Source organism: Methylocapsa acidiphila B2 (assembly GCF_000427445.1).
GTDB lineage: Bacteria > Pseudomonadota > Alphaproteobacteria > Rhizobiales > Beijerinckiaceae > Methylocapsa > Methylocapsa acidiphila.
The window spans coordinates 3728855-3754066 of the sequence record NZ_KE386496.1 but is presented as its reverse complement, the minus strand read 5'-3'; the positions used below and the strand labels follow the sequence as shown (position 1 = coordinate 3754066).

Here is a 25212-nt window from a genome sequence, read left to right as displayed (position 1 = left end):
CGGAGCCTCTCCGTGCGGCTCGATTTGCGATTGGACGGCGGCGAGGAATGGCCTTTAAAGACAGGATTCATCCTTCGGACCTGTCCAGCATGGCGCGATTTCAAATCGCGCGTTAGGATCAAAGCCGCATGAATGAGCCAATTCGCGAGGCCGCTCCGTCCAAGCCCCGACTTCCCAGAGGGGTGAGGCTGAAGCATGACGAGACGCGCGGCGAATGGCTTTTGCTCGCCCCCGAGCGCGTGGTCAAGGCCGACGCTATCGCCGTCGCCATCTTGCAGCGCTGCGACGGCGAGGCCACCTTCGATGCGATCGTCGACGATCTGGCCGCGACTTTTTCGGCCGACCGCGCGCGGGTCGAGGCGGATGTCCGCGCGCTGCTCGACGACCTCGCCGCCAAGAGGATGGTGGACCTATGAACGCCGACGCGAAACGCATCCCAGCGCCGGTCGGCCTGCTGGCCGAATTGACGCATCGCTGCCCGCTCGGATGTCCCTATTGCTCCAACCCGCCGGCTCTAGAGCCGCGCTCGGACGAGCTCGATACGGCGATCTGGAAAGATGTTTTTTCGCAAGCGGCGGCCCTCGGCGTGCTCCACGCCCATCTGTCCGGCGGCGAGCCCGCAGCCCGGCGAGATCTCGTCGAGATCGTCGCGCATTGCGCCAAAGTCGGCCTCTACACCAATCTGATCACGTCCGGCGTCGGCCTCACCGAGGCGCTTGTCAATGCGCTCGCTGAAGCGGGACTGGACCACGCTCAGCTCTCGATCCAGGATTCCGAGGCGGGGTCCGCCGACCGCATCGCCGGCTATGAAGGCGCCTTCGCGCGCAAGCAGTCCGCCGCAGCTTGGATCGCCCGCGCCGGCCTGCCGCTCACCGTCAACGCGGTCATTCATCGCGCGAATGTCCAGCGCGCCGGCAAGATGGTGGAGCTCGCCGTGGCGCTCGGGGCGCGCCGGGTCGAGGTCGCGCACACGCAATATTACGGCTGGGCCATGATCAATCGCGCCGCGCTCATGCCGACGGCGGCGCAGGCGGAAACCGCCATCGCCGAGGTCGAAGCGCTCCGCAAGACTTATGCGGGAGTCATCGTGATCGACCATGTGATTCCGGATTATCACGCGCGCTATCCCAAGGCCTGCATGGGCGGCTGGGGCAAGCGCGGCTTGAATGTCACGCCCTCCGGCAAGGCGCTTCCCTGCCATGCGGCGGAGACGATTCCCGGCCTCGAATTCTGGAACGTGCGGGAGCGCTCGCTCGAAGACATCTGGTTCAACTCGCCGGCGTTCAACGCCTTTCGCGGAACCGATTGGATGCGCGAGCCTTGCCGCTCCTGCGATCGTCAGACCATTGACTACGGCGGCTGCCGCTGCCAGGCGCTCGCGCTCGCCGGCGACGCGCGTGAGGCCGACCCCGTGTGCCATCTCTCGCCGCATCACGGCAAAGTGGCCGACGTCGCGGCGGAGGCTTCTAGCGAGATTCCTGAATACGCCTACCGGCGCATGAAGCTTTTCGAGCCGGCGCAATAAATTTCCGCAGATTTCTTTGGCGGGATTTTCCCTCGACACCTATGGATAGGCGTTTGTTCTTTAATTTTAAGGTCTTGGCCCTAGCTGGCTACGCCGCATGGGCCGCTTCCGCTTACGGCGCTGAAAAGGCGTCGGAAGGCGAGATCGAAAAATTGAGGCGAGAGGGCCACACGATCACGCAGGTGACGCCGATTTTCAGCCAGCTGGTCGTCCGTTCTTTCCCAAAGGGCTTCAAACCGGTTTTCGAAGATCTCACCCAAAACGGCAGTTTTTTTATTCATGAGTTCGTGCCTGAGGGCGAATCGGCGGAGATTTGGACCGAGATGCTTACGGACACTGGAATGAAGGACATGGCGTCCAATCCGCAGGCGTCGCCGCGAGCGCTCGCTTTTGCAATGGCCGACGGTTTCGAAAAGGCATGCCCTAGCTCGTTTAAGCTTCTAGATCTGGGCGCGATCGAGCTCGGCGATTATGACGCGTTCGTCGTGGTCGCGAGTTGCGGAACGGCTCCCGCAGCAAATCATCCGCATAGCGAGACCGCTCTCATCATAACCATCAAAGGTGAAAAAGATTATTACACAGTGCAATGGGCGCAGCGCGGACCTGCGTCGAAATTACCGTTAACATTGGACCGCTCTATATGGGATGATAGGCTCAAAAAGCTTCAACCCATCAAGTTGTGCAGCGTGACGCAGGGCGAAGGGCCGCCCTATCCGAGCTGCGTCGGCAATTAGCGCGTTCAGAGTAAGTTGATCGCCTCCTTGGATCATGGCATGCTCCATCTCTTTGTTTATGAGCTGCTTTCTTGTTGACCCATGACGTCGATTTGATCTGGTCGCGCTCCAGGAAGCAATTCTCGGAGCATCTCGCGTTACTTGGCGCGTCAAGCGCTCCTGCACCAGCACGCGAAGGGCGGCCGCGCCGGTCTTTCCGCATGAGCGGTGGAAAACCGGGCCAAGCCTTGGAAAGCGAGCCTAGCCGGCTTATACCAATGAATGCGGCGGACGAGGCCGCAGAGCCGTGGCCCCGCGCCCGGCAGGAGGCATGAACGATGGCGGACGTGGTCAAAGGCCCGCTCGACCTCTTCGAGGCCCTCAAATCCGTCACGCTCGACGACAAGTACGACCTGACCAAGGAGCGCATTTTCGTCTCCGGGCCGCAGGCGATCGTCCGACTCCTCCTCATGCAAAAAGAGATCGACCGTCAAGCGGGGCTCAATACGGCCGGCTTTATTTCCGGCTATCCCGGCTCGCCGCTCGGCGGACTCGATCATAATTTCCATCGCGCCAAACGCGTCTTCGACGCCAACGACATTCGGTTTCAGCCCGGCCTCAACGAGGATCTCGCGGCGACCGCCATCTGGGGGGCGCAACAGGCGGAGATGCGCGGCGAGGGCCGCTTCGACGGCGTCTTCTCGCTTTGGTACGGCAAGGGGCCGGGCGTCGATCGATCCGGCGACGTCTTCCGCCATGTGAATCTCGCCGGCGCGTCGAAGCATGGCGGCGTGCTCGCCCTGATGGGCGACGACCACACAGCGGAATCCTCCACGACCGCGCATCAATCGGAATTCACCTTCGTCGACGTGATGATGCCGATTCTTTCCCCAGCCGGCGTGCAGGAGATTATCGACTTCGGGCTCTATGGCTTCGCCATGAGCCGTTTCACCGGCGCCTGGGTCGGCCTCAAATTTCTGAAGGACACGATTGAATCGACGGCGTCGATCGACGTCTCCTTCGCGCGCGCGGCGATGCGCGCGCGCCTCGATTTCGCAATGCCGCCCGGCGGTCTCAATATTCGGGCCCGCGACAGCGTGCTCGAGCAGGAAAAGCGCCTACAAAACTACAAGCGCGACGCCATGCTCGCTTGGCTGCGCGCCAATCGCTTGAACCGGATCGTCACATCCGGCGGCGCGCATGCCAGGATCGGGGTGATCGCGGCCGGCAAATCCTATCTCGACGTTCGTCAGGCGATGGACGATCTCGGCATTGACGAGGTCAAAGCCAACGCGTTCGGGCTTCGGCTTCTCAAGATCGGCTGCACTTGGCCGCTCGAGCCGACCGCCTTGCGCGAATTCGCGCGCGGGCTCGAGCTGATCATCGTGGTCGAGGAGAAACGCTCGCTGATCGAGCTTCAGCTGCGCGAGGAGCTATACGGCTCGCCGAGCCAGCCGGTCTGCATCGGCAAGAAGGACGAGCAAGGCCGCTGGCTCTTCCCGGTCACCGGCTCGCTCGACGCCAATGACATTGCGATCGCGATCGGCCGCCGCATCTTGCGTTTCACGCAGAACGAAGCGCTTGAGCAGAGACTGCGCAAGCTCGAGCGCGCGCAGGCCGATCTCGCCGCGAGCGCCGACATCGCGGTGCGCACGCCCTATTTCTGCTCGGGCTGCCCGCACAACGCCTCGACCAAAGTGCCGGAAGGCATGCGCGCCTATGCGGGGATCGGTTGCCATTACATGGCGCAAATGATGGACCGCGCCACCGAAGGCTATACGCAGATGGGCGGCGAGGGCGCGAATTGGGTCGGCGAGGCGCCCTTCTCGAAACGCCGGCACGTCATCCAAAATCTCGGCGACGGCACCTATAATCACTCGGGCCTGCTCGCCATCCGTTTCGCTTGCGCCGCCGGAGTCGACATTACCTACAAAATCCTCTTCAACGAGGTCGTCGCGATGACCGGCGGACAAAGGCTCGACGGCGGCCTCACCGTGGACAAGATCGCGCGCCAGGTCGCGGCCGAAGGCGTCCGCCGCATTGTCGTCGTGACGGACGAGCCGCAGAAATATCATACCGGCCTCGACTGGCCCGAAGGGCTCGACATTCGCCATCGCGAGGACCTCGACGAGACGCAGCGCGAGCTCGCCGCGGTCTCCGGCGTCACCGTTCTGATCTATGACCAGACCTGCGCCGCTGAAAAGCGCCGCCGCCGCAAAAGAGGCGAGTTTCCGGACCCCGACCGGCGCGTCTTCATCAATGAGCGCGTCTGTGAGGGCTGCGGCGATTGCGGAATCAAATCGAATTGCGTCTCGATCCAACCGCTCGAAACCGAGTTCGGCCGCAAGCGCGTCATCGATCAATCGAGCTGCAACAAGGATTTTTCCTGTCTCGAGGGGTTTTGTCCGGCGCTTGTGACCGTCCATGGCGCCAAGCCAAAACAGGCGGTCATCGCTAAGGACCATGATTTTCCGGCCCTGCCGCAGCCTTCGATCCGCTCGATCGGCGCGCGCCCCTATGGGATCTTGGTGACGGGGGTCGGCGGCACGGGCGTCGTGACGATCGGCGCCATACTCGCCATGGCGGCGCATCTCGAAGGCAAAGGCTGCGGCACGGTCGATATGGCGGGACTCGCGCAAAAAGGCGGCGCGGTCTTTAGCCATGTGAAGATCGCCGCCAAACCCGAAGACATTCATGCAATCAGGGTCGCCGCCGGCGAGGCCGACCTCGTCCTCGGCTGCGATCTCGTCGTCTCCGGCTCGAAAACCATTCTCGCCGCGATCCGCAAAAACGAAACGGCCGTCGTCGTGAACGCCGCCGAGATCTTCCCCGGCGAATTCACGCACAACCCCGACTATTCCTTGCCGTCGGAATCTCTTTCGCGGGCGATCCGGCTGGCCGCGGGCGAGTCCGCGCGCTTCATCGACGCGACCGGCATAGCCTCGGCGCTGCTGGGCAATTCCATCGCGGCCAATATGTTCATGCTCGGCCACGCTTGGCAGCAGGGCGCCGTGCCGCTCGCCGAGGCCTCTATCTTGAGGGCGCTGGAGCTCAATGGCGAAGCCGTCGAGATGAACAAGCAGGCCTTCCTTTGGGGACGGCGCATGGCCGCTGACTCGACCGCCGTGGACGCTATTGTCGCGCCTTTGCGGCGTCCAGAGTCGGAGCGGAACGAGCCGCAGTCGCTTTCCGAGCTGATTGATCGCCGCGCCCGTTTTCTCGTCGCCTATCAAGACGCCGCCTATGCCGAACGCTATCGACGCCTGCTTTCGCGGGTCGCCGAGGCCGAGAGCGCGCTAACGCACGGCCGCGAGGCGCTCACGAAGGCCGTCGCGCGGAATCTTTTCAAGCTGATGGCGGTCAAGGACGAATATGAAGTCGCGCGGCTCTATGCGGACAGCGCCTTCGTCCGCCAGCTCGAAGCGACATTCGACGGCGAACTCGAGCTCGAGTTCCATCTGGCGCCGCCAATCCTCGGCCGGACGAACGCAAAGGGCGAACCCTTAAAGGCGAGCTTCGGACCCTGGATGATGCGGGCGTTCAAACTGCTCGCCAGACTGAAAGGCCTGCGCGGCACCCCATTCGACCTCTTCGCCTATTCGGGCGAACGTCGAATCGAGCGAAAGCTAATTGTCGACTACCAAATTTTGCTCGAGGAAATTGTTGCGAATCTATCTGGCGACAATTATGCGAGCGCGGTCGCGCTGGCCTCGATCCCGGACAAGATCCGGGGTTTCGGCCATGTAAAGGCCAAGCATCTGGAAGCGGCCAAGGCGGAGGAGCAAATGCTGCTCGACCAGTTTCGCGCTGATCCGGCTTTGACGAAGCTCGCGGCGGAATAGCCGTTCGTCGCACGGTTTTTCATGGGATCGCGGAGACGCGCGCCATGGCGAAAGTTCATTTCCCCTTAGCCTGTCTCGTCGCTTCCTCGGCCTTTGCGATCGCCGACGACGCCTATCGGCCGGATCCGACCATCGCGGAAAAATCGATCATTGAGCGCTGCCTAGCCGAATCTGAGCTAGCCGCGGATCGACGTAAATGCATCGGGAAGGTCGCGGAGCCTTGCCGACAAACCCCGGCTGGCGCCAGCACAGCGGGGATGGTCGATTGCGACGCGCGGGAAATCACGATCTGGGACGAGCTTTTGAACAAATCCTATTATGACGCGAGAAATCTAGCGAAGAGCGACGAGATCCGCGCCTATCTCACGGATGCGCAGCTCGCCTGGATCGAGTTCCGCGACCTCGCCTGCGCATGGCCGCGAAAGCTTTTCCCCAACGGGACGATCCAAGGTCCGCTCGCGGGCGACTGCATTCTGCAGCAAACAGCCCTGCGCGCGATCGATCTCCTGGAGCTGAAGGATTGGCTCGAGGAGCGCTGAGCCCTTTTCGAGCCATGCCGTGAATGGGTCCACGGCATGAGCGGGCGCGCGTCCTTCAACTCATCATGTTGGTCCGAAAACTCTGCAATTTTTCGGCATGATGCACTACCGCACGATCACATTCTTGAACTGCCACGGATCTTCCACGTCGATGTCCTCGGGGAACAGGACCGCGCGATCCTTGATCGGCGTCCAATCCGTATATTGGCCGATGACGGGCCCGAGATAGGGAGTCTGGACCTCCAGGCAGCGGCGGAAGTCGATCTCGTCGGCCTCGACGACTCCGGCCTCGGGGTTTTCCAAAGCCCAAACCATGCCAGCGAGAACCGCGGACGTGACCTGCAGCCCGGTCGCATTCTGATAGGGCGCGATGCGGCGCGTCTCCTCAATGGAGAGCTGCGAGCCATACCAATAGGCGTTCTTGGCGTGGCCATAGAGAAGGACGCCGAGTTCGTCGATTCCATCGACGATCTCATTCTCGTCGAGAATATGCGCCTTCGGCTGGACTTGCCATTGCGCGCCGGCCATCTCGTCGAGCGAAAGGACGGCGTCGTCGGCCGGCCGATAGGCGTAATGGCAGGTCGGACGATAGATCAGTTCGCCGCCCTCGCGCAGGGTGAAATAATCGGCGATGGAAATCGCCTCATTATGGGTGATCAGCCAGCCATGCTGAGCCTGCGCGGTCGGCGTCCAGGAGCGCACGCGGGTACCCGCGCCCGGTCGCATCAGATAGATCGCGCAATCCGGCCCAAAAGGATGCCGCTTGCCTTCCGGCGGCAGATGCTTTTCATGCGTGCCCCAGCCGAGTTCGGCCGGCTGCAGGCCTTCCGAGACAAAACCTTCGACCGACCATGTGTTGACGAAAACCCCCATGGGTTTCGGCGACTTGGCGCGTTGGGTGTCGCGCTCGGCGATATGAATGCCCTTGACGCCGACCTTATGCGCGAGCCGCGCCCAATCCTCCCGCGTTTGGGGGGAGCCTGCGTCGATCCCGCAATCGGCGGCGACATTCAAGAGCGCCTGTTTGACGAACCAGGAGACCATGCCCGGATTGGCCCCGCAGCAAGAAATGGCCGTCGGGCCTTTGCCGAGCGCGCGGCGAACATCGAGCACGCCCTCGCGCAGCGCGTAGTTCGAGCGCTCAGACAAGGTGAGGCGCGTATCGGTGTAGAATCCGAGCCAAGGCTCGGCGACGGTGTCGACATAGAGCGCGCCGACTTCATGAGCGAGACGCATGACCGCGGCGGAAGAGACATCGACCGAAAGGTTGACGATGAAGGGCTGGCCGCCGCCCGTGGTGAGCAATGGCTTCAGAAGATCGACGAAATTTTCGCGCGTGACGGCCTGCTTGATGAAGGCGATGCCCCGCTCATCGAGAAGATGACGGTCCTTGTCCTCGGGATCGATGACCGTGAAGCGCGATTTGTCGAAGGTGAAATGGCGCTCGATCAGCGGCAGCACGCCGCGCCCGATCGAGCCGAAGCCGATCAGGACGATCGGGCCGGTGATTGCGCCATGCACGGGCCATTGCTGCGACATTGATTCATCTCCAATAGATCGAGTTGGGGGGCGGCTTCGCCAGAGCCAATGAAAAAGGCGAATGGAGCCGCTGGAGGCCGTCCCGAACGTTGGATCGGGCGGCGCTCCAGTTCATTGCTTTGTCTTATTTTGTGACGTCAGAGCGACGCAGGCGCGGCGGCGCCATTTCTGATCCAGCGCCGCGCCGGAGGTCGAGCGCGGCTCACGCGGCGTAGAGGAACTCGGTCTCCACTCGATGCGCCGAAAAATCGAAAGCCCCAGCGGCTTTGACCAGGCCACTGGCGTTTGTCAAAGCGCCCGTCTCGAGCTCGAGTCCAAGGAAGCGCGCCTCGTCCACCGGACCCGGAAGAGCGAGTCCCAAGGTGTGGCGGCGCGCGAAACCGAAAGGCTCATAATAAGGCGCGTCGCCCACGAGCAAAATCGCCTTGTGGCCCGCGGCGAAGGCGCGGAACAAGCCCTCGGCCATGAGCTTGCGGCCAATGCCGCGCGAGCGGCATGTCTTGGCGACCGCGAGCGGACCGAGAAGCAAAGCCTGGACCCCGCCGGCGTCGACGGGCCAAAGCCGCAGGGTGCCGACCAGTGCGCCAGCCGCCTTCGCAGCAAGCGCAAGGCCGGGCGCCGGCAAGCGCCCGTCGCGCAGGCGCTGAGCCGTCTTATCGAAGCGCGCCGGACCGAACGCTGCGTCAAGAAGGCTTTCCCGCGCGAAAATATCGCATTGCCCCTCATCGACGATTTCGATCTCGGGCGCGACGAAAGGTTGGAACCCGATCGGCGACAGGGTTTGCATGTCATTCAAGAGAAAGGTCATCTGAGCCTCCGCCGGCCGCTGGGCCGGGATGCGCGACGACCCTCGCACCGCGCGCGGTCTCGAATATCGAGACAACGCCGGCCGTCCGGGACAAGAAATGGGGCAGTGGAGCTTCGCTCCGTGCTGGTCCAACGACGAAAAATCGGGCGCCTAAGGACGGCGCCCGACCCCGACCTCCAGCCTTACGCGGCTGGTCAGATCACATAGGATTTCAGCGGCGGAAATCCGTTGAAGCCGACCGAAGAATAGGTCGTCGTATAGGCGCCCGTCCCCTCGATCAGCACTTTCGAGCCAATCTCGAGACTGATCGGAAGGAAATAAGGCTCCTTCTCGTAGAGCACGTCGACCGAGTCGCAACTCGGGCCAGCGAGGACGCAAGGCGCGGTCTCATCGCCGTCGAAAGCCGTCCTGATCGGATAGCGGATCATCTCGTCCATCGTCTCGGCGAGTCCATTGAACTTGCCGATGTCGAGATAGACCCATTTCACCTCATCATCGTCCGACTTGCGGGAGATCAGCACGACCTCGGCCTCGATGACTCCGGCATTGCCGACCATGCCGCGGCCGGGCTCGATGATCGTCTCAGGGATATGATTGCCGAAATGCTTGTGCAGCGAGCGAAGGATCGCCTGCGCATAAGCCTTCACCGCCGGCACGCTCTTCAGATAGCGCGTCGGAAAGCCGCCGCCGAGATTGACCATCTGCAGCACGATGCCGCGATCCGCGAGATCGCGAAAGATCGCAGCCGACGCCTTCAAGGCGGCGTCCCACATGTAGGGATTGCGCTGTTGCGAGCCGACGTGGAACGACAGCCCGAAGGCGACGAGGCCCAGCCGATGCGCATGTTCGAGAACGCGCGGCGCCATCTCGACGGCGCAGCCGAACTTACGCGACAACGGCCATTCGGCGCCTGCCCCACCACAAAGCATGCGACAGAAAACCTTCGATCCCGGCGCAGCGCGGGCGATCTTCTCGACCTCGGCCTCGCAGTCGACGGCGAACAGCCGCACGCCGAGCGCATAGGCGCGCGCGATGTCGCGCTCCTTCTTGATCGTATTGCCGAAGCTGATGCGGTCCGGCGATGCGCCCGCCGCCAACGCCTGCTCGATCTCGACCACCGAAGCGGTGTCGAAGCAAGAGCCGAGAGCCGCCAAAAGCTCGAGCACGCGCGGGTCGGGATTGGCCTTCACGGCGTAAAAAACGCGCGTGTCCGGAAGCGCCCTCGCGAAGGCCGCGTAATTATCGCGCACGACCTCGAGATCGACCACCAGGCAGGGCCCATCTTCACGGCGATTGCGGAGAAACTCCAAGATGCGATCAGTCATCGCGGCATCCCTTCGAAGGGCGCGGACTTCCGCGCCAAGACGAATAAGCTTCGGGGTGAATGGCGATGCTAAGCGACGCCCGCGCTGTGGAGACGCGACCGCGACAGTTGACCCGCCATCCGCGACCACGATCGTTTCCACGAAGCCAAAGCCTCGAGGACCGCGCGCGGTCAGATGCTGCGCCGTTGGACATGCCCACCGTGAACACGCGGAATTCCGCGGTTCAAAGCGTTCATGGCCTTCGCTTGGAATGGGATTGGTTCCCCTTCCGCACGCCCGGCAAGAAAGACAAGCCTCTTCGGTAAGTCGGCTTTGGAGGCCGACAGAGACGAAAAAGCCCGGTCCGTCGTTGCTTTAAGTCGCGTCCCCCGTTTGGCGGGGTTCGCCGGTTCGCCTCCGGCTGTCGGTCCTTTTTTCAGGCGGTTGACCGGCCTCTTGTCCGGATCCCCACCAACCGACACACGACCACAGGCACGTGCGAAATTGGGCAGACCGAGAGATATGCGATTCGGCGCGCTTTTCAAGCATTTTTTGAGGGCAATCGACTTGCCGCTCCCGAACTCGACTGCCTGTGTCAGATCGGCAACATGGATGGGCCGACAATCGGCGGTTCGCTCACCTTGCGCCAAGATGAGAGGAAGCGCGAAGCGCCAACTCCAGGCGCTTCATGCTTTTTCCATAATGTAAAAATAGAAGTCGCGTTTAAGCTCTGGTTGTCGAAGCTCGTTTAAAGAAAGCGCCGTGGATTTTTGCGCGTAAAAGGCTGCGACAGCCCGGACAAGCCCCCGGGCGGCGCAAGCTCACTCAGTCGACACGAAGCCGAAAGGCGATGATCGCCGCCGCCTAGTCGCCGCGCCTTGCCTCCGTCGCGAAAAACCCATAACGCCGATAGCCTCCCGCTCTTCCTCTCTCATTCCTTGTGCAAGCTCATGATCGACCTGAACCGCCGCATGCTCGTTCAAGGCCTTGTCGCATCGGGCGGCGCCATGGCGTCGAGCCTCGGCTCTGCATCGGCTCAGCCGTCGAAACTCACGCCCCCGCCACCCGACCCAGCGACGCCCAAATTCGACTTCGACGATGTGGTGCGCCGCGCTCGCGACCTCGCCGCCGCCCGTTTCGAGGCCGCCGCGCCGGCGCTCCCGGACGGTTTGAACAGACTCGACTTCGACGCCTGGCGGGATTTGCGGTTTCGCCCGGACAAGGCCTTTCTCGCCGGAAACGGCAGCCGGTTCCGCCTGCAATTATTTCATCTCGGCCATCTCTACCGACGCCCTGTCACGATCAACACGATCCGCGACGGCATCCCGACGCCGATCCCTTATTCCGCCAACCTCTTCGACTACGGCCGCACCAAGCTCGACAAGCCCTTGCCGGTCAATCTCGGCTTCGCCGGCTTTCGCCTCCATTATCCGTTGAACTCGCCGAAAGTGTTCGACGAGGTGATCGCCTTTCTCGGCGCGAGCTATTTCCGCCTGCTCGGCCGCGATCAGCGCTATGGCATGTCCGCCCGCGCGCTGGCGATCGGCGCAGGGACCACGACGGAGGAGTTTCCTTTCTTTCGCGAATTCTGGATCGACGCGCCCGAGTCCGGCGCTGATCGGGCGACGATTTACGGGCTGCTCGACAGCGAGGCTACGACCGGCGCCTTCCGCTTCGACCTCTACCCCGGCGTCGATACGGCCGCCGAAATCTCCGCGACGCTGTTTCCGCGCAAGCCGAACGTCAAATTCGGCCTCGCGCCGCTCACCTCGATGTTTTTCATCGGCGAGAACGACCACCGATTCAACGAGGATTTCCGTCCTGAATTACATGATTCCGACGGGCTCTTGATCCATTCCGTCACCGGCGAATGGATCTGGAGGCCCCTGCGCAACCCGCCGCAGCCGGAGGTCTCGACCTTTCTCGATCCGAATATTCGCGGGTTCGGACTCTTGCAACGAGATCGCGAATTCGAGCATTACCAGGACCTCGACCTCGCCTATGAGATGCGGCCCGGCTATTTCGTCGAGCCGAGAGGAAGCTGGGGAGAGGGCAGGATCGAGCTCGTCGAGCTTCCGACCGAGCATGAGACCAACGACAATATCGTCGCCTCGTTCCTGCCCAAGGACGCGCCCGAGCCGAATAAGCCCTACGGTTACGCCTATAGGCTGACTGCGACCATCGATTCTGCAAGGCTCTCGCCCAATGGGCGCGCGCTCAACACCTATCAGACGACCGCGGCCGCACTCGGCTCGTCCGAGCCGATCGCGCCCGGCTCGCGCCGCTTCATCATCGATTTCACCGGCGGCGATCTCGCCTATTACGCGCTCGACCCTTCCCTGGTGGAGGTCGTCCCCTCGACAAGCCAAGGCAAGATCCTGCGCTCCTTCCTCGCGCCAAATCCCCATATCAACGGCTTTCGCGCCGCCATAGACGTCCAGTTGGAGCCCGGCCAATCGACCGATCTTCGGGCCTTTCTGCGAACCGGATCGCGCGCCTTGACGGAGACCTGGACCTTTCCGTGGCGCGCCGAATAGGCCCAAGCGCATCGCCTCGGATTCGGCCGGCGCGGCTCGAAGATCTCGCCGCCATTCTGGCGATCGAGGCCGCGGTCTTCGATTGCGACCAGCTTTCGCGCCGCAATTTGCGCTATTATCTCACGTCGGGGACCGCGATCCTGCTCGTGCTCGAAAGCGACGCTCACGTCATCGGCTACAGCCTCGTGTCCTTTCGCCGGAACTCCACGCGCGCGCGGCTCTTCTCGCTCGCTCTAGATCCCAGCGCGCATGGCTGCGGACTCGGCCGCCTGTTGCTCGCGGAGAGCGAACGCGTGGCGAAGGCGCGCGGCGCGCTGGCGCTACGCCTCGAGGTGCGCATAGACAACGCCCCCGCGATCAAGCTCTACCAGCTGAACGGCTATCGCGGCTTTGCGATGATCAACGATTACTATCAGGACGGCGCTCCCGCCTTGCGCTTTGAGAAGGCGCTGGCGTCTGGAACAGGATGAGCCAAAGCGCAAAGCGGTATTGCGTCTTCATTCCACTCTGAGTAATAGAACCGCGACACTATATAGCATTATTTAGTATGAGACATATTGCCGCGCTGTTGTAATTTGCGACAACCCAAAACTAGATGTCGCACTCTGCCACAAGACACTCAAACGTTTGATGTCTTATTTTACAGATACTCCCCATTAGATAGATATTTCCTGTCGTTTCCAATTGATGCCGGACATCCAACCACGGCTAATGCTTCCAATTGCGGAAGGCGGAGCTCACGCTTGCAGCCCAGGGAGCACCAGTTGATGTCGCGGATTTATCTCACCGGCTGACGATCGTTCAGATCCCACGCCCGACGGCGCTCATTCCGAGCCGCCTTTTCCGCCGAAACGATGCGACCAACGCCCGCCTAAACAGGCGTCGCGCGGCCGCCCGCTGCATCCCCTTCCGGGATGACCCGTGCCGCTGGGTCGTTGGTGAGCGGACTTCATCTCACTTGTCACTTCCCCGGCCATGGGCTCTGCACGCGGCCGGGGCTTTCCCAAGGAGCCCTCTCATGCCAATGCAAAGTGGCGACGCGGCAAGGTCGGACGTCACAAGAAAGCCGTCGAGCGACTTCATTGACCGCCGCGCTCGTCGGAAGACGGTTGGCTTGATCCCGGCAACGGCCATCGCCATCGCCTTTTTCTACCCCGCGCCGGCGCGCGGCGATACGACCGAGCGGCTGCTTGACCAGCTTCGGACGAAGGGAATTCTGACGAAGAGCGAGTATCAAGAGCTGAAGCGGCGTCATGCCGCCGAACTTGCCCAGCACGCCGTCCAGCAAGCCGTCGCCAAGTCCGACGGCCCCGCGTCGAAGGGCGACAAGCCTAGCGCCGCGCCATACGACCGCTTCGTCACACGCGCAGACAAAGGGATCGGCGTCCGTATCGGAGACGTCGACGTTGGGCTTCAGGGTCAGCTCGTCTTTTTCGGCGCGGAACAATTCAAGCAGAGAGGCGGGAATGTCGCGGTGGGCGGCGGGCTCTCCGGCGGAAGCACCATAAACAACTCAGCTTCAATTCGCTCCGGCCTGCTCCCGAGCTCATTGGTGCTGAACATCGCCACCGTTCAGTCTGGATATAACATTGGCTTCACTCTAGGCCTCTACACCGGCGGCAACAACGTTAACGTCGGCCTTCTCAACGGCAACAGCTCGGGGACCTCGGTCGCGATGGGCACGCCGGGCGCAGACGTGCGCCAAGTCTTCGGAACGATCGGAACGCCAGATATCGGAACGGTCAAGATCGGCCGCGACATCGGGCTGTTCGGTTCCGACGCAATTCTCAACGACTTCACGCTCTTCGGGACCGGCACTATCGCAGGAAACGCGAGCCCCGCCAACACCAGCCTAGGCCGGATCGGCTTCGGATATGTCTATGCCGACTGGATTCCGCAGGTCTCCTACACCTCGCCGAACTTCTACGGTGTCACATTCTCGGTCGGCGCCTTCTCGCCTTACCAGGAGTTCAACAACGCCGGCTCGTTTGAGTCGCCATGGGGCGCCGCGCCCTATTCCGGCACATTGACCGGGCATGATCAGCCGGGATTTCAGGCGCGCGTGAAATATGTCGGCCGGCTCGCGCCGGATGTGAAGCTGACGGCCTGGACCGATGGGCTCACGCAGCAACATCGCGTCGAGGCTGACGACGCTGTGCTGTTGCCGAGAGGCGCGGCCGTGCGCGCTTGGGCAGTCGACGGCGGCGCAAGGTTGGACTTCGGGCCAGCAACATTCGTCGCCTATGGATATTATGGCGTCGGCCTCGGCACGACGGCCCTCTATTTCGACGGCGTCAGCATCGATGGCGAGCGACGCGCATCGTCCGGCTTCTATGCCGAAGCCGCTTACACGCTGTTCGAACGTCTGACCATCGGCGGCAGTTACGGCGTCAGCTATCTTCACGCGAACGCCATCGATTACCCGCGCTATCACGGCGACGGAACGCTTGTCGCATCGAACGCCTCCGCGATTGGCTTTGTCCGATACCAGTTCAGCGATTGGGTCACGCTGCAGAGCGAATATATCCACTCAGTTTCGCACAATTTGATCGGGGAAGGCATAAGCTCGGATGCTCTGGTCCTAGGAACGACTTTCACCTTCTGACGCCCGGGACAGTAAGCGGAAGGCATAAAACTTGCCTTACGTTGAATGAACCGACAAACGCCGCGAATAATGCGTCAATTGGCGAGCTATGACCCTGCGACAATTAGCGTAGTTGAAAGTTGGCGTCCGTCGAATTCTTGATAATAGTTTTAGGCGACGACCCTCGGCGCCAAAAATTCTTGTGAACATGCAAAAATGATGGCGCGAAATGCACGAGGTTGCTGCTTCAATTACGCAAGAGACCCGCGCCAAATTCTTTGAACGCGGCGAATTGCCTGTCGATGAGGTTAACCAGCTTATCTTAAGATCCTGGCTGCGATGTGTCGAATTCGGGCTCGATCAAAGTCGGCTGCCCGGCATCGAGCTGCCGAACAAGCAAGAGCTAAACGCGTTGCTGGAACGCTACAGTCAGCTCAGGCGCCTTTGTCGACCGGAGCTTGACGCGCTAAACGGCGAGGCGCGGGATACAAGCGCCATTGTGATTCTCACCAATGCGCAAGGCATAGTTCTCGACACGATTGGCGACGTTTCCTTCGCAGGACAGGCGGCGGAGGTCGCATTGCGGCCAGGCGCCCTTTGGAGCGAAACCTCCGCCGGCACAAACGCGATCGGAACAGCGCTGGCGGAACGCCGACCGGTCACCTTACACGGCAAAGAGCATTTCTTCGAGAGCCACCAAGTTCTCACATGCGCCGCTATGCCCATCGTCGATCCGCGCGGCGTCGTCATCGGCGCGCTCGACTTGTCGGCGCACTCGAGCATGACGCATCTCCACGCGCTTGGCCTCATCCGTCTCTCCGTAGAGCAGATCGAGCACCGTTTTTTCAACGGCGGCGCTTTTCACAATTACACGGTCCTGCGTTTCCATACCGATCCCGCTGTGATCGGCGCAACCCGAGAAGGCCTGCTGGTCTTTGACGACCGCCAACGCCTCATCGCGGCCAACCGTCGCGGCTTGTCGTTCGTGCAACGAGATTGGAGCGCCCTGGACGCGACGACATTCGAGGAATTGTTCGAAACCGCTCCAAACAACATGTCTCAGCCGACCAAACTTATCGGCGTCGACGGCGGCAGCTACTACGGGATCATGAATCTGCCGTTGGATTGTCACGCCCGACCGACCGATTGTCCTTGGGATTGGCAGGATCGCTGTCATGGACCTTCGGCGCATCTCGCCGAGCATAAATTGCGGGACGCCGCGCATGCCGCCATGAGGGCCACGGTAGATACGTGCGAAGGCAATTTTAGCGAGGCCGCGCGTCGGCTTGGAGTCCACCGCAGCACGCTCTATCGACGTCTGAATAAGCGTGCCTCGAGTGAGGGGCGGCTGTAGCAAAAGATTGTCGCGAGGCCAAGGAAGCGGCGATATTGCTCAAGAAAACTTCAGTTGCGCCATTGCAGTTCTCGGCGCCGCTTCCAAAGCAGCGCGCCTGCCCAGAACGCATCCTTCCTTTCTCGGGATAAGAATGCGCCATCAGACTACGGGATCGAATATCCGAAGGACTCCGGCGAGCCTTACTCTCGAAGCGGCCCGTCCTTGAGCCTTGTGAGGTCGAATCCGTCAATATCCTGAAGCAGCTCGACGAAAGCAGTCGCGCCATAATCGGCGCAGGCCTCGCCTTTTTCCGCGTCGGCCGCAGCGGCGTCTCCCATGGCGCCCGAGGCCGACAGATCCTGCGACATCCAGCCGAAGCCCGTCGGCCTGCCGGCGCGAAGCCAGTTGAACTCGCCCTCGATCGCCAGGCTTTCGGAGGCGAAACTCTCCGCCCGGTCGCGGCGCACCAAGTCGGGCCGGAAGCTGAGCATCAATGAGGTCTCTACGTCGCCGGCATGAATGCCATGGGTTAGCTCCTTCGCAGGAAAAAGCCCGTCCGGCGCGCCGAACCGACTCCAGGACGCCGTCACGACGAGCATGCCGAGCCTGGCGCGAAGATCATGCGCGATAATGCTGAGGATGGCGCTATTGCCGCCATGCGAATTGAGCAAAACGAGCTTGCGGCAGCCGGCGCGATGGACGCATTCGCCAAGCTCCGTCCAAACGCGGAGGGTCGTCTTCGCCGACAGGCTGAGCGCGCCTGGAAAATCCCGATGCTCGATCGAGCAGCCGCAGGTCTGGACGGGCAAGAACAGGACCCGCAGATCGTCCGGCAGGCGCTCGATCACCTTGGCGATATAGCCTTCCATGATGAATGTATCGACGCCGAGCGGCAAATGCGGCCCATGCTGCTCGATCGCGGCGACGGGCAGGACGGCGATGACATTGGCCATGTCCTCATCCTGGAAATCCGTCCAGGTCATCTCGGCCCAGAATCGTGTGGGCGGCATGGCGTCATCCTTCGTGGCAGCGTGGAAGATCCACTATCTGGCGCCGACGGCGCTATAACACCGATTGCATCGGCGTTCATATCCATCTCGGGCTCGCCCTCAGCGCGACGGCTCGCGATTGCGCCGCGCGAGTTCAGGCTCCACCAACTGATATCGGATCAGCCAGGTCATAGCCCTGCTCCACGACTCCTCGGTTTCGCCGCGCAGATCCGTCTTCGAGACATTCATGAGCTCGCCGGTCCGTGCGTCCCGGATGCGAAATTCCAGATATTGCTCCATCACGCTCACCTTGCGAAAAAAGGCGAGGAACGACATGTCCGCGCCGAGGTCGCGCGCGATCGCCGCCTCGCATGCGTTGCACTTTCGCAGCCAGTGCGATTTGACCATTTCATTGGTCGAAGCGCTCCCATCGACGGTCTCGAAAAGGCCGGATTGCGCAAGCCGCTCGCGCGCGAGCGCAGTGGCGTGGCGCAGCATCTCGGTCTCTTTCGGACTTTCGCCCGCGAGCGGACCGCCCGCCGAGAAATCATCGAGCTCGACGTCGAAGACCGCGAGCTTAATTCGCGGCTGCGGCTCGGGCGACGCCGCGAGAGGCGCAAGCGACGCGGCAAGGAGCGCGCCCGCTCCAATGAGCCGCCAACTCCAACGAGGCGCCGCCGATGGATGAGTTTTCATGATTTGATCCTAAAGCGCCAAAGAATATGTGGATAGGGGCGTCGACAGCGTGGCGCGACGCGCGCGCCGATCGAAGCGTGAGCACGCGAAAATCTTGGCCTCCCGCCTCAGCCCCTTTCTAGGGAGGCCGCCTCCGCCTGCAGGTCCCTTTCCATCCCGTCGAGACCGGAGCCGATCGCTCCCTTCACCAATTCGGCGACAGCGGCGGCGTCTTGAGGAGCGGACTCGAAGTCGATGGTCCAGGCCACGACCGCCTGCAAGTCAAACGAATCGAAGACTTCAACCGTTCCTCGATAAAATGTCACGGGAAATGGCGATGTCGCTCGCAGATAAGTGAGTCGCCTTTTCGCCGGATCTATCTCTTCTATAATGTCTGTTATCTCACCCCCGTCTTGCGTCGTCATCCTCCGACGAGCGCCTATGCCGTCTCCTTCCACGGCGCATGTCGCGATGATAGGAAACCACACCTCCAGCCGTCCGATCCGGCTGATCGCCTCCCAAACTTTCTCTGCGGGCGCGCTCAACTTCTTCGTGATGGGTTGCTTCATGCGCATTGGATCGCCTTATGCGTGGCCGGGTCGAGCGACGAAAATCAAAGCGAAGGCGCCTCGATCCGATAAAGAATAGGGGCCGACCGCCGAGCCTGCATCGGATGCGGTCCCGGCAGGACTTGGGAAAATTTCCCGACCCTCCTTGCACATGCTTTACCCGCAATCGGGAAGCTGCGACCTTTCTCGACGCCGATGTTCCTCCTTTTTAAAAAAATCGCCGCGCTCGAGGCTCGCAATGAGGACCGCCCGTCTGCTCAACCTCAAGGTTTTCGTCATGCTTAGGGTTGCGCTGGGCGCGCTCGCTTGCGCCGTGGCCGCCGCGACATTCGTCATCATGGAGACGCGGATGGAGCTCAGCCACGGCCTCGAGACGAAGATGGAGCTTATCGCCGGCAAGCTCGGTTTGCAGCCGATCAGCTTCCAAACCGGATTTGATCGCGATGAAAGATTGCCGGATTGGAGCTTCATAGCGGACAGGCTGATCGACGAAGGATCTTGCATCCGCTTCGAGAACGCCGACCGCCAGCAAGTCTATGCCACCTGCCTCGGCGTAGGCGCTTCCGACGCCGCCACGCCACGGTGGTTCTCGACGCTCTACCGCACGCTTTTCGCACCCCTAGGCCCACTGAGGCGAGCAATCGAACCTCGCGGCGGCGTTGCGGCGACCGTGGAAGTCTCGCTCGACCCCATGCTTGGCGAGACGCGCGCCTGGAGCGAAACGCGGCGGATCATGTCGGTGACGGTCGGCTCGATCGCGCTCCTGAGCGTCGTCGTCTATTTCGCCATCGATCGCGCCTTGCGGCCGACCCTGGCCATGCAGGCGGGCATAGATCGGCTCGGCGCCGGCGACTTGTCCTACAGGCTTCCGCAAGTCCCGCTCGTAGAGTTGCAGCGGATCGGCGATGTGATCAATCGCATGGCCGCGCGCCTCGAAGCGGCCATGGCCGAACGGGAGGAGCTCGCGCGCCGCCTCGCCGTCGCTCAGGAGGAGGAGCGCCGCCACTTGGCCCGCGAGCTCCATGATGAATTCGGGCAAAATCTGGCGGCGATCAACGCGATCGCCGGTTCCGTCGGGGCGACCGCTAAAGCCGTATGCCCGGAGCTGATGCCGGAGGCCGCAAGCCTGTCGCAGATCGCCATGAAGATGATGAACGAGCTGCGCAACACGATGGCGAGACTGCGCCCGGCCATTGTCGACGAACTCGGCCTCGTCGCGAGCCTCAGAGATCTCGTCGCCGGCTGGAACGGCCGCTTGGGGACGACGACCCGCTTCGCCTTTACGGATCGTGGCGATTTACATGATTTGCCCGACGCCTTGGCCATCACCCTTTTTCGCATCGCGCAGGAAGGCGTGACCAACGCCGCGAGGCATGCAAGCGCCCGCAATGTCGATCTCACTCTCGAGCGGCTTGCGGACGAGCCAGATCCATCGACCAAGGGCGCCGTTCGGCTGACCGTCGAGGATGACGGACGAGGCCTCGCCCCGGACGATAGAGTCGGGGTTGGATCAGGCCTCGCAGGGATCAGCGAAAGGGTCGCGATCTTCAAGGGCCGCATGGAGTTTTGCGGCGGCGCGTCAGGCGGCGCCAGGCTCGCCGTAACGCTTCCGATCGCCGCCGCGCAAGGAGACGCGTGATGGCGCCGATCAAAGTCATCCTCGTCGACGATCACGCCATCGTGTTGCAAGGCTATCGTCGCCTTCTGGAGAAACAGGCGGGCATAGAGGTCGCGGCGGAGGCAACCGACAGCAAAACCGCCTATCGGCTCTATAAGGAGGTTCAGCCGGACGTCGCAGTCGTCGACGTCTCCATGCCGGGGCGCGGCGGCATAGACCTCATCGGGCAGATCCGCGCCTGGGACGCCTCAGCGCGGATCGTCGTCTTCACCATGCATGCCGACGCGATCTACGCGATGCACGCCTTCCAGGCCGGCGCGAGAGGCTACATCACCAAGAGCAGCAATCCGCTGTTGCTGGCGGAGGCGATCCGCGATGTTTTCGCCGGACGCAAGGCGATCTCGCCGGACGTCAGCCAGGAACTCGCCCTGCGCCGGCTCGACGGCGACGCTTCGGCGCTGAACGCCCTGTCGCCCCGCGAATTCGAGATCTTGCGCCTGCTGCTCGACGCGAGCCCCCCGGCCGAGATCGCGACGGCGCTCAACTTGAGCCCAAAGACGGTGGCGAACTATCATTCGCTCATCAAGCAGAAGCTCGGGGTGCGCTCCGACATTGAGCTTCTCTATCTCGGCCTGCGCGAGGGCCTCGTCGCGCCGCCGCCGGCGGGATGAGGTCAAGATGTGTAATCGATGCCCTCGCCAAATAAGTAGCTGTATCTACGCCATCTGAATGGTAGTAAGCAGGCCCGCTAGCTCTTTTGGAACGAGCCTACAGCGCCTCATGGCTTTCTGCAGTCTGAGCCGGTTGACGATGCGTTGTCCGCCGAAGGCGTCTTGGGCGATGGGCAATAGGTCGTGGCCACGATGATCGACAACCCATTTTGGTATTTGGACGCTCAATCCGATACTGTAGGTGACAGTTGTTGTCTCAGTCGTTGCGAGGCTCGGCTGTTTGGCTACCATCACATCGCAGATCTTGTCCGCGATTGCCTGCAAGTCCGGTTGTTTCTGTAAACGTAAAAGATGCTCGTCTCCCGAACTAATTGTTACACCCGGTATAGTTGGTGCCTTGCGTTCTTCAAGCAAAAGCGCAAAGAGCACGAGCGGATCAAGGAGATAATTTTCAAAGCTGTAGCGGCCGATCGCGTAGACACGCCCGGAGGATAAATTGGAGATATCACGGTCAATGATCCCAAAGAAAGTCCGGTCGAGTGGATCAGTATCCAACTTATTAACCCACTTTGTAACAACTGTTGATCCACCTGCCACCTTCGTCGTTCCTGCTCCAACGGACACAGGAATAAAGGCGATCGATGGGGAAGGCTGAAGCGCCATTGGATCTTGACTGGGTCCATAATCAACCAAAATGTCACGAATTGTTTCGTAGAACTCAACATCCGCTTCGTCCTCGACAAAACAGAATTTCGTTGCTCGCGAGACGGTGACCAAACCAGCAGTCAGTACCGACACAATGTCTGCGCGGACTTCGACCTTGGCGATCGAGGTCGCTCCTCGCTCGAGCTGAAAGACCGAACCAGCTGGGGCGAGCGCAACGGTCGATGGCGAATGGGTGGTCATGATCACTCGTACGCCATATTTATTTACAAGAACTTCCGAGATCACATCGAGAAACTGCGTAGTCATCGATGGGTGCAGATGCGCGTCAGGTTCATCGAGCAACAACAGTTTAGGAAAAAGCCCTTCTCTTCCAGCAGTAAACAACCAAAGTACAAGCTGGAGCAACACCTTCTCGCCTGATGAAAGATCGATAGCGCCAATTTCATCGCCAGTCTTCCGATCCTTTAGGCGGAGTTCGTAATTGCTTAGGAGTGGCGTACGTTCGGGCGAGATCATCTCATAAGGAAAGCCCGCCGCCGTCAACGATTCATTTACAACTTGCCATGGAGGGGGGCCAAGCGGCTTGCCGTCAGGTCCAATGCCCGGCTCGTTACGCTCCAGACTCTCGAGAATCTTGATCCGATGAGCCACGAATAGCTGGCATAGGCCAGTGGTGATATCAATATCACTGATCGCGAACTCAAAGTTGTCAGAGTTCGTAGTGGATGTCATATTCGCATTTGTCGGACCGACGGCGGATCTGGCAAGAAGCTTGTTTATCTTTTGCGCGCGAACCGTCGACGCGATGTCATGCCTGTAGCTAGAAATTTGAGCCGCCTGCTGTAAAGCCTGTTGACGGTAGGAAGCTATGTTCGCAAGCGAAGTAGGCGTGCCTCCAGAAAAACGTCCGGCGCTTGGCACATATCCGATTTCATCCGGACTATAGATGACACCTGTGACGCGCACCTCTAACGGCAGATGGGGTAGATTGGGCGGAACGGTCCCACTGAATAGATGGGCGAGCACCTCAAGCAGTTGCGTTTTGCCTGAGCCATTCTTGCCGGTTAGGATCGCAAAACTAGGAATGTTCTCCCACGACAAGTTGCTAATCGACTTGTAGCGCTTCCCATTCGATGGAAATATCTCAATTGAAAAAGGGCTTGTTAAAGTATTCATTGCAATTCTTTCTGATTAATAGATCAATATTCATAAGAAGTACAGGCCCGTAGAATCGACCGAGTGGAGCGCGCGTCCAATTGGAAATTTTTCTTTGTTAAACGCCGGCGTCTTGAATCGCAGACCGCTGGATAGGACACAAGGAGACGGGCAAAAAGTAGGGACATGGCCGAGTCTTTGCCCCAACCCGCTATAGTGCACTTTACGCATCCCGAAACTTCCCCCTTCTTCTGAGAAGCCTGCTATAGTTCGAGCCAACCCAGGCACAAGAAATTCAGCCCGTTGAGGGATTTTCGTTGAAACCCAGCATCGCCCTTTTCTTCGCGGCGCTCGCCATCGTCGCCTCGCCTGCCGTCGCCCTCGACAAGGTGACTTTCGCGACCAATTGGCTCGCCGAGGCCGAGCATGGCGGCTTTTATCAGGCGCTGGCCGACGGCACTTATGAAAAATTCGGGCTCGACGTCACGATCCTGCAAGGCGGCCCGCAGACCAACAACAAGCTTCTGCTCGCCGCGGGCAAGATCGAGTTCAATCTCGGCGCCAACATGATCCAGGCTTTTGACGCCGCAGCGCGGGATGTGCCGATCGTCGTCGTCGCATCCATGTTCCAGAAGGACCCGTTCATCTTCATGTCCCATCCCGGCGCCGGCCTCGACCGGTTCGAGGACCTGCCGAAGGCGAGGGCCTTTGTCGGCCGCGACGCGATCGTCTCGGTCTATCAATGGCTGAGGACGGCCTACGGGTTTAAGGAAGAGAACATCAAGCCCTATAGTTTCAATTCCGGCCCCTTCATCGCGGACAAGGGCTCGATCGAGGAGGGCTACGCCACCTCCGAGCCCTATGAGGTGGAGCGTCAGGGCAAGTTCAAGCCCAATGTCTTCCTTCTCGCCGACTACGGCTATGATTCCTATTCGACCACAATCGAGGCGCGGCGCGACCTGATCGAGAAGAACCCGGATCTCGTGCGTCGCTTCGTCGATGCCTCCATCATCGGCTGGTATAATTACATCTACGGCGACAACACGAAGGCCAATGCGCTCATCCGGCGCGACAACCCGGACATTACCGAAGGGCAGCTGGCCTATTCGGTCGCCAAGCTGAAAGACTATGGCATTGTCGACTCGGGCGATTCGCTCGAGCATGGCGTCGGCGCCATGGCCGACGCGCGAATGCAGAGCTTCTTCGCCAAGATGGCCGCGGCCGGCCTTTTCAAGCCCGACCTCGACTACAAGCGGGCCTACACGCTGCAATTCGTGAACAAGGGCGTCGGCCTCGAACTGCGGCCGCGCCCGTGAGATTGGCGCTCGCAACCGGCGAGGCGATCCTGCCATGCTGGAGATGACAAGACCGCAAACGCTCGTCGCCCTGCGCGGGATCGGCAAGACCTACGCCAATGGAACGCGCGCGCTCGAAGGCGTCGATCTCGACATTCGCGCCGGCGAATTCCTGACGCTGCTCGGCCCTTCGGGCTGCGGCAAATCGACGATCCTGCGGCTGATCGCCGGCCTCGACGCGCCATCCGGCGGCGTCCTGACCCGCGCCTTCGACAATCTCGGCGCGGAGATCGGCTTCGTATTTCAGGAGCCGACGCTCATGCCCTGGGCGAGCGCCTTCGACAATGTCTTCCTTCCGTTGCGCCTTCAGGGCCAGAGCCGGCGGACGGCCGCTCCCTCCGTCGAGGAGGCGCTTAGCCTTGTCGGGCTCGCCGATTTCGCCGCCGCTTATCCGCGCGAGCTTTCCGGCGGCATGCGCATGCGCGTCTCCATCGCGCGCGCGCTCGTGCTGCGCCCCTTGCTCTTGCTGATGGACGAGCCCTTCGCCGCGCTCGACGAGATCGCCCGCTTTCGCCTCAACGACGATCTGCTGCGGCTGCAAGAAGAGCTCGGGGCGACCATCGTCTTCGTCACCCATTCGGTCTATGAGAGCGCCTATCTTTCCAGCCGCATCGTAGTGATGGCCGCGCGGCCCGGCCGGATCACCGCTGAGATCGGCGTCGACAACGCGGCCGCGCGCGACGAGGCCTATCGCGTGAGCGCGGCCTATGCCGCAACCTGCAAGCGCGCCGCCGGGGCGTTGCGGGACGCCGTTCATGGAGAAGATCTTTGACGCCCGCGCCACAAT

20 protein-coding genes are annotated in these 25212 nt (G+C 61.3%); 13 read left to right on the top strand and 7 right to left on the bottom strand.

Translation table 11 applies throughout. The annotated features are described in order from the left end of the window. The first annotated feature begins 128 nt into the window (after positions 1-128). From pqqD to METAC_RS0120620, 5 genes are all read left to right on the top strand, one after another. Entirely contained in the window at positions 129-416 is a 288-nt protein-coding gene (gene pqqD / locus METAC_RS0120640; RefSeq protein ID WP_026608477.1) for a pyrroloquinoline quinone biosynthesis peptide chaperone PqqD, read from the top strand. Continuing rightward, on the top strand, positions 413-1525 hold the full coding sequence (gene pqqE / locus METAC_RS0120635) for a pyrroloquinoline quinone biosynthesis protein PqqE (RefSeq protein WP_026608476.1): 1113 nt from the start codon (positions 413-415) through the stop codon (positions 1523-1525). The genes pqqD and pqqE overlap by 4 nt, the downstream gene beginning before the upstream one ends. A gap of 53 nt (positions 1526-1578) precedes the next feature. Further along, positions 1579-2259: a hypothetical protein gene (locus METAC_RS0120630; RefSeq protein ID WP_156898295.1), complete on the top strand. Its 681-nt coding sequence runs from the start codon at positions 1579-1581 to the stop codon at positions 2257-2259. A 317-nt stretch (positions 2260-2576) separates the two neighbouring features. Continuing rightward, positions 2577-6080: an indolepyruvate ferredoxin oxidoreductase family protein gene (locus METAC_RS0120625; protein ID WP_026608474.1), complete on the top strand. Its 3504-nt coding sequence runs from the start codon at positions 2577-2579 to the stop codon at positions 6078-6080. A gap of 44 nt (positions 6081-6124) precedes the next feature. Further along, the gene (locus METAC_RS0120620; RefSeq protein WP_026608473.1) at positions 6125-6619 is read left to right on the top strand and encodes a lysozyme inhibitor LprI family protein; all 495 of its coding nucleotides are present in this window, start codon (positions 6125-6127) and stop codon (positions 6617-6619) included. A gap of 105 nt (positions 6620-6724) precedes the next feature. Here the strand turns inward: METAC_RS0120620 and METAC_RS0120615 are convergent, their stop codons facing one another. The 3 genes from METAC_RS0120615 to METAC_RS0120605 all read right to left on the bottom strand — a co-directional run bounded on the left by METAC_RS0120615 (position 6725) and on the right by METAC_RS0120605 (position 10291). Beyond that, entirely contained in the window at positions 6725-8158 is a 1434-nt protein-coding gene (locus tag METAC_RS0120615; RefSeq protein ID WP_036255760.1) for a homospermidine synthase, read from the bottom strand. Between the two features lie 202 nt (positions 8159-8360). Then, positions 8361-8966 (bottom strand): GNAT family N-acetyltransferase, encoded by a 606-nt coding sequence (locus tag METAC_RS24760; RefSeq protein WP_051335732.1) that lies wholly within the window; start codon positions 8964-8966, stop codon positions 8361-8363. Between the two features lie 194 nt (positions 8967-9160). Continuing rightward, on the bottom strand, positions 9161-10291 hold the full coding sequence (locus METAC_RS0120605) for a type III PLP-dependent enzyme (RefSeq protein ID WP_026608471.1): 1131 nt from the start codon (positions 10289-10291) through the stop codon (positions 9161-9163). 929 nt (positions 10292-11220) lie between these two features. Here METAC_RS0120605 and METAC_RS0120595 point away from each other — a divergent pair. The 4 genes from METAC_RS0120595 (at position 11221) to METAC_RS0120580 (ending at position 16745) form a co-directional block, all read left to right on the top strand. Continuing rightward, positions 11221-12807, top strand: a complete 1587-nt coding sequence (locus METAC_RS0120595; protein WP_026608470.1) for an OpgD/OpgG family glucan biosynthesis protein — start codon at positions 11221-11223, stop codon at positions 12805-12807. After that, complete coding sequence (locus METAC_RS0120590; protein WP_245257534.1) at positions 12792-13277, top strand: GNAT family N-acetyltransferase; 486 nt, start codon at positions 12792-12794, stop codon at positions 13275-13277. The genes METAC_RS0120595 and METAC_RS0120590 overlap by 16 nt, the downstream gene beginning before the upstream one ends. Before the next feature lie 644 nt (positions 13278-13921). Then, positions 13922-15412: a porin family protein gene (locus METAC_RS0120585; protein ID WP_051335894.1), complete on the top strand. Its 1491-nt coding sequence runs from the start codon at positions 13922-13924 to the stop codon at positions 15410-15412. A gap of 208 nt (positions 15413-15620) precedes the next feature. Beyond that, positions 15621-16745, top strand: a complete 1125-nt coding sequence (locus METAC_RS0120580; protein ID WP_026608467.1) for a sigma-54-dependent Fis family transcriptional regulator — start codon at positions 15621-15623, stop codon at positions 16743-16745. A 182-nt stretch (positions 16746-16927) separates the two neighbouring features. Here the strand turns inward: METAC_RS0120580 and METAC_RS0120575 are convergent, their stop codons facing one another. The 3 genes from METAC_RS0120575 to METAC_RS0120565 all read right to left on the bottom strand — a co-directional run bounded on the left by METAC_RS0120575 (position 16928) and on the right by METAC_RS0120565 (position 18960). Beyond that, positions 16928-17737, bottom strand: a complete 810-nt coding sequence (locus tag METAC_RS0120575; protein WP_026608466.1) for a creatininase family protein — start codon at positions 17735-17737, stop codon at positions 16928-16930. A 99-nt stretch (positions 17738-17836) separates the two neighbouring features. Further along, positions 17837-18412, bottom strand: coding sequence for a DUF3280 domain-containing protein (locus tag METAC_RS0120570; RefSeq protein ID WP_084143840.1), 576 nt, complete (start codon positions 18410-18412; stop codon positions 17837-17839). A gap of 107 nt (positions 18413-18519) precedes the next feature. Next, positions 18520-18960: an SRPBCC family protein gene (locus tag METAC_RS0120565; protein ID WP_198017256.1), complete on the bottom strand. Its 441-nt coding sequence runs from the start codon at positions 18958-18960 to the stop codon at positions 18520-18522. A 238-nt stretch (positions 18961-19198) separates the two neighbouring features. Between METAC_RS0120565 and METAC_RS0120560 the strand changes: the two genes are divergently transcribed. Both METAC_RS0120560 and METAC_RS0120555 read left to right on the top strand, forming a co-directional pair. After that, the gene (locus METAC_RS0120560; protein WP_026608463.1) at positions 19199-20599 is read left to right on the top strand and encodes a sensor histidine kinase; all 1401 of its coding nucleotides are present in this window, start codon (positions 19199-19201) and stop codon (positions 20597-20599) included. Next, positions 20599-21249 (top strand): response regulator, encoded by a 651-nt coding sequence (locus METAC_RS0120555; protein ID WP_026608462.1) that lies wholly within the window; start codon positions 20599-20601, stop codon positions 21247-21249. The genes METAC_RS0120560 and METAC_RS0120555 overlap by 1 nt, the downstream gene beginning before the upstream one ends. Positions 21250-21294: 45 nt before the next feature. Here the strand turns inward: METAC_RS0120555 and METAC_RS24755 are convergent, their stop codons facing one another. Then, positions 21295-23091 carry an ATP-binding protein gene (locus METAC_RS24755; RefSeq protein WP_051335731.1) on the bottom strand — a complete coding sequence of 599 codons (1797 nt, stop codon included), beginning with the start codon at positions 23089-23091 and terminating at the stop codon, positions 21295-21297. A 296-nt stretch (positions 23092-23387) separates the two neighbouring features. Here METAC_RS24755 and METAC_RS0120545 point away from each other — a divergent pair, with 296 nt between their 5' ends. Beyond that, positions 23388-24386, top strand: coding sequence for an ABC transporter substrate-binding protein (locus METAC_RS0120545; protein ID WP_026608461.1), 999 nt, complete (start codon positions 23388-23390; stop codon positions 24384-24386). 34 nt (positions 24387-24420) lie between these two features. Further along, positions 24421-25197 (top strand): ABC transporter ATP-binding protein, encoded by a 777-nt coding sequence (locus METAC_RS0120540; protein WP_036255758.1) that lies wholly within the window; start codon positions 24421-24423, stop codon positions 25195-25197. Positions 25198-25212: the final 15 nt, after the last annotated feature.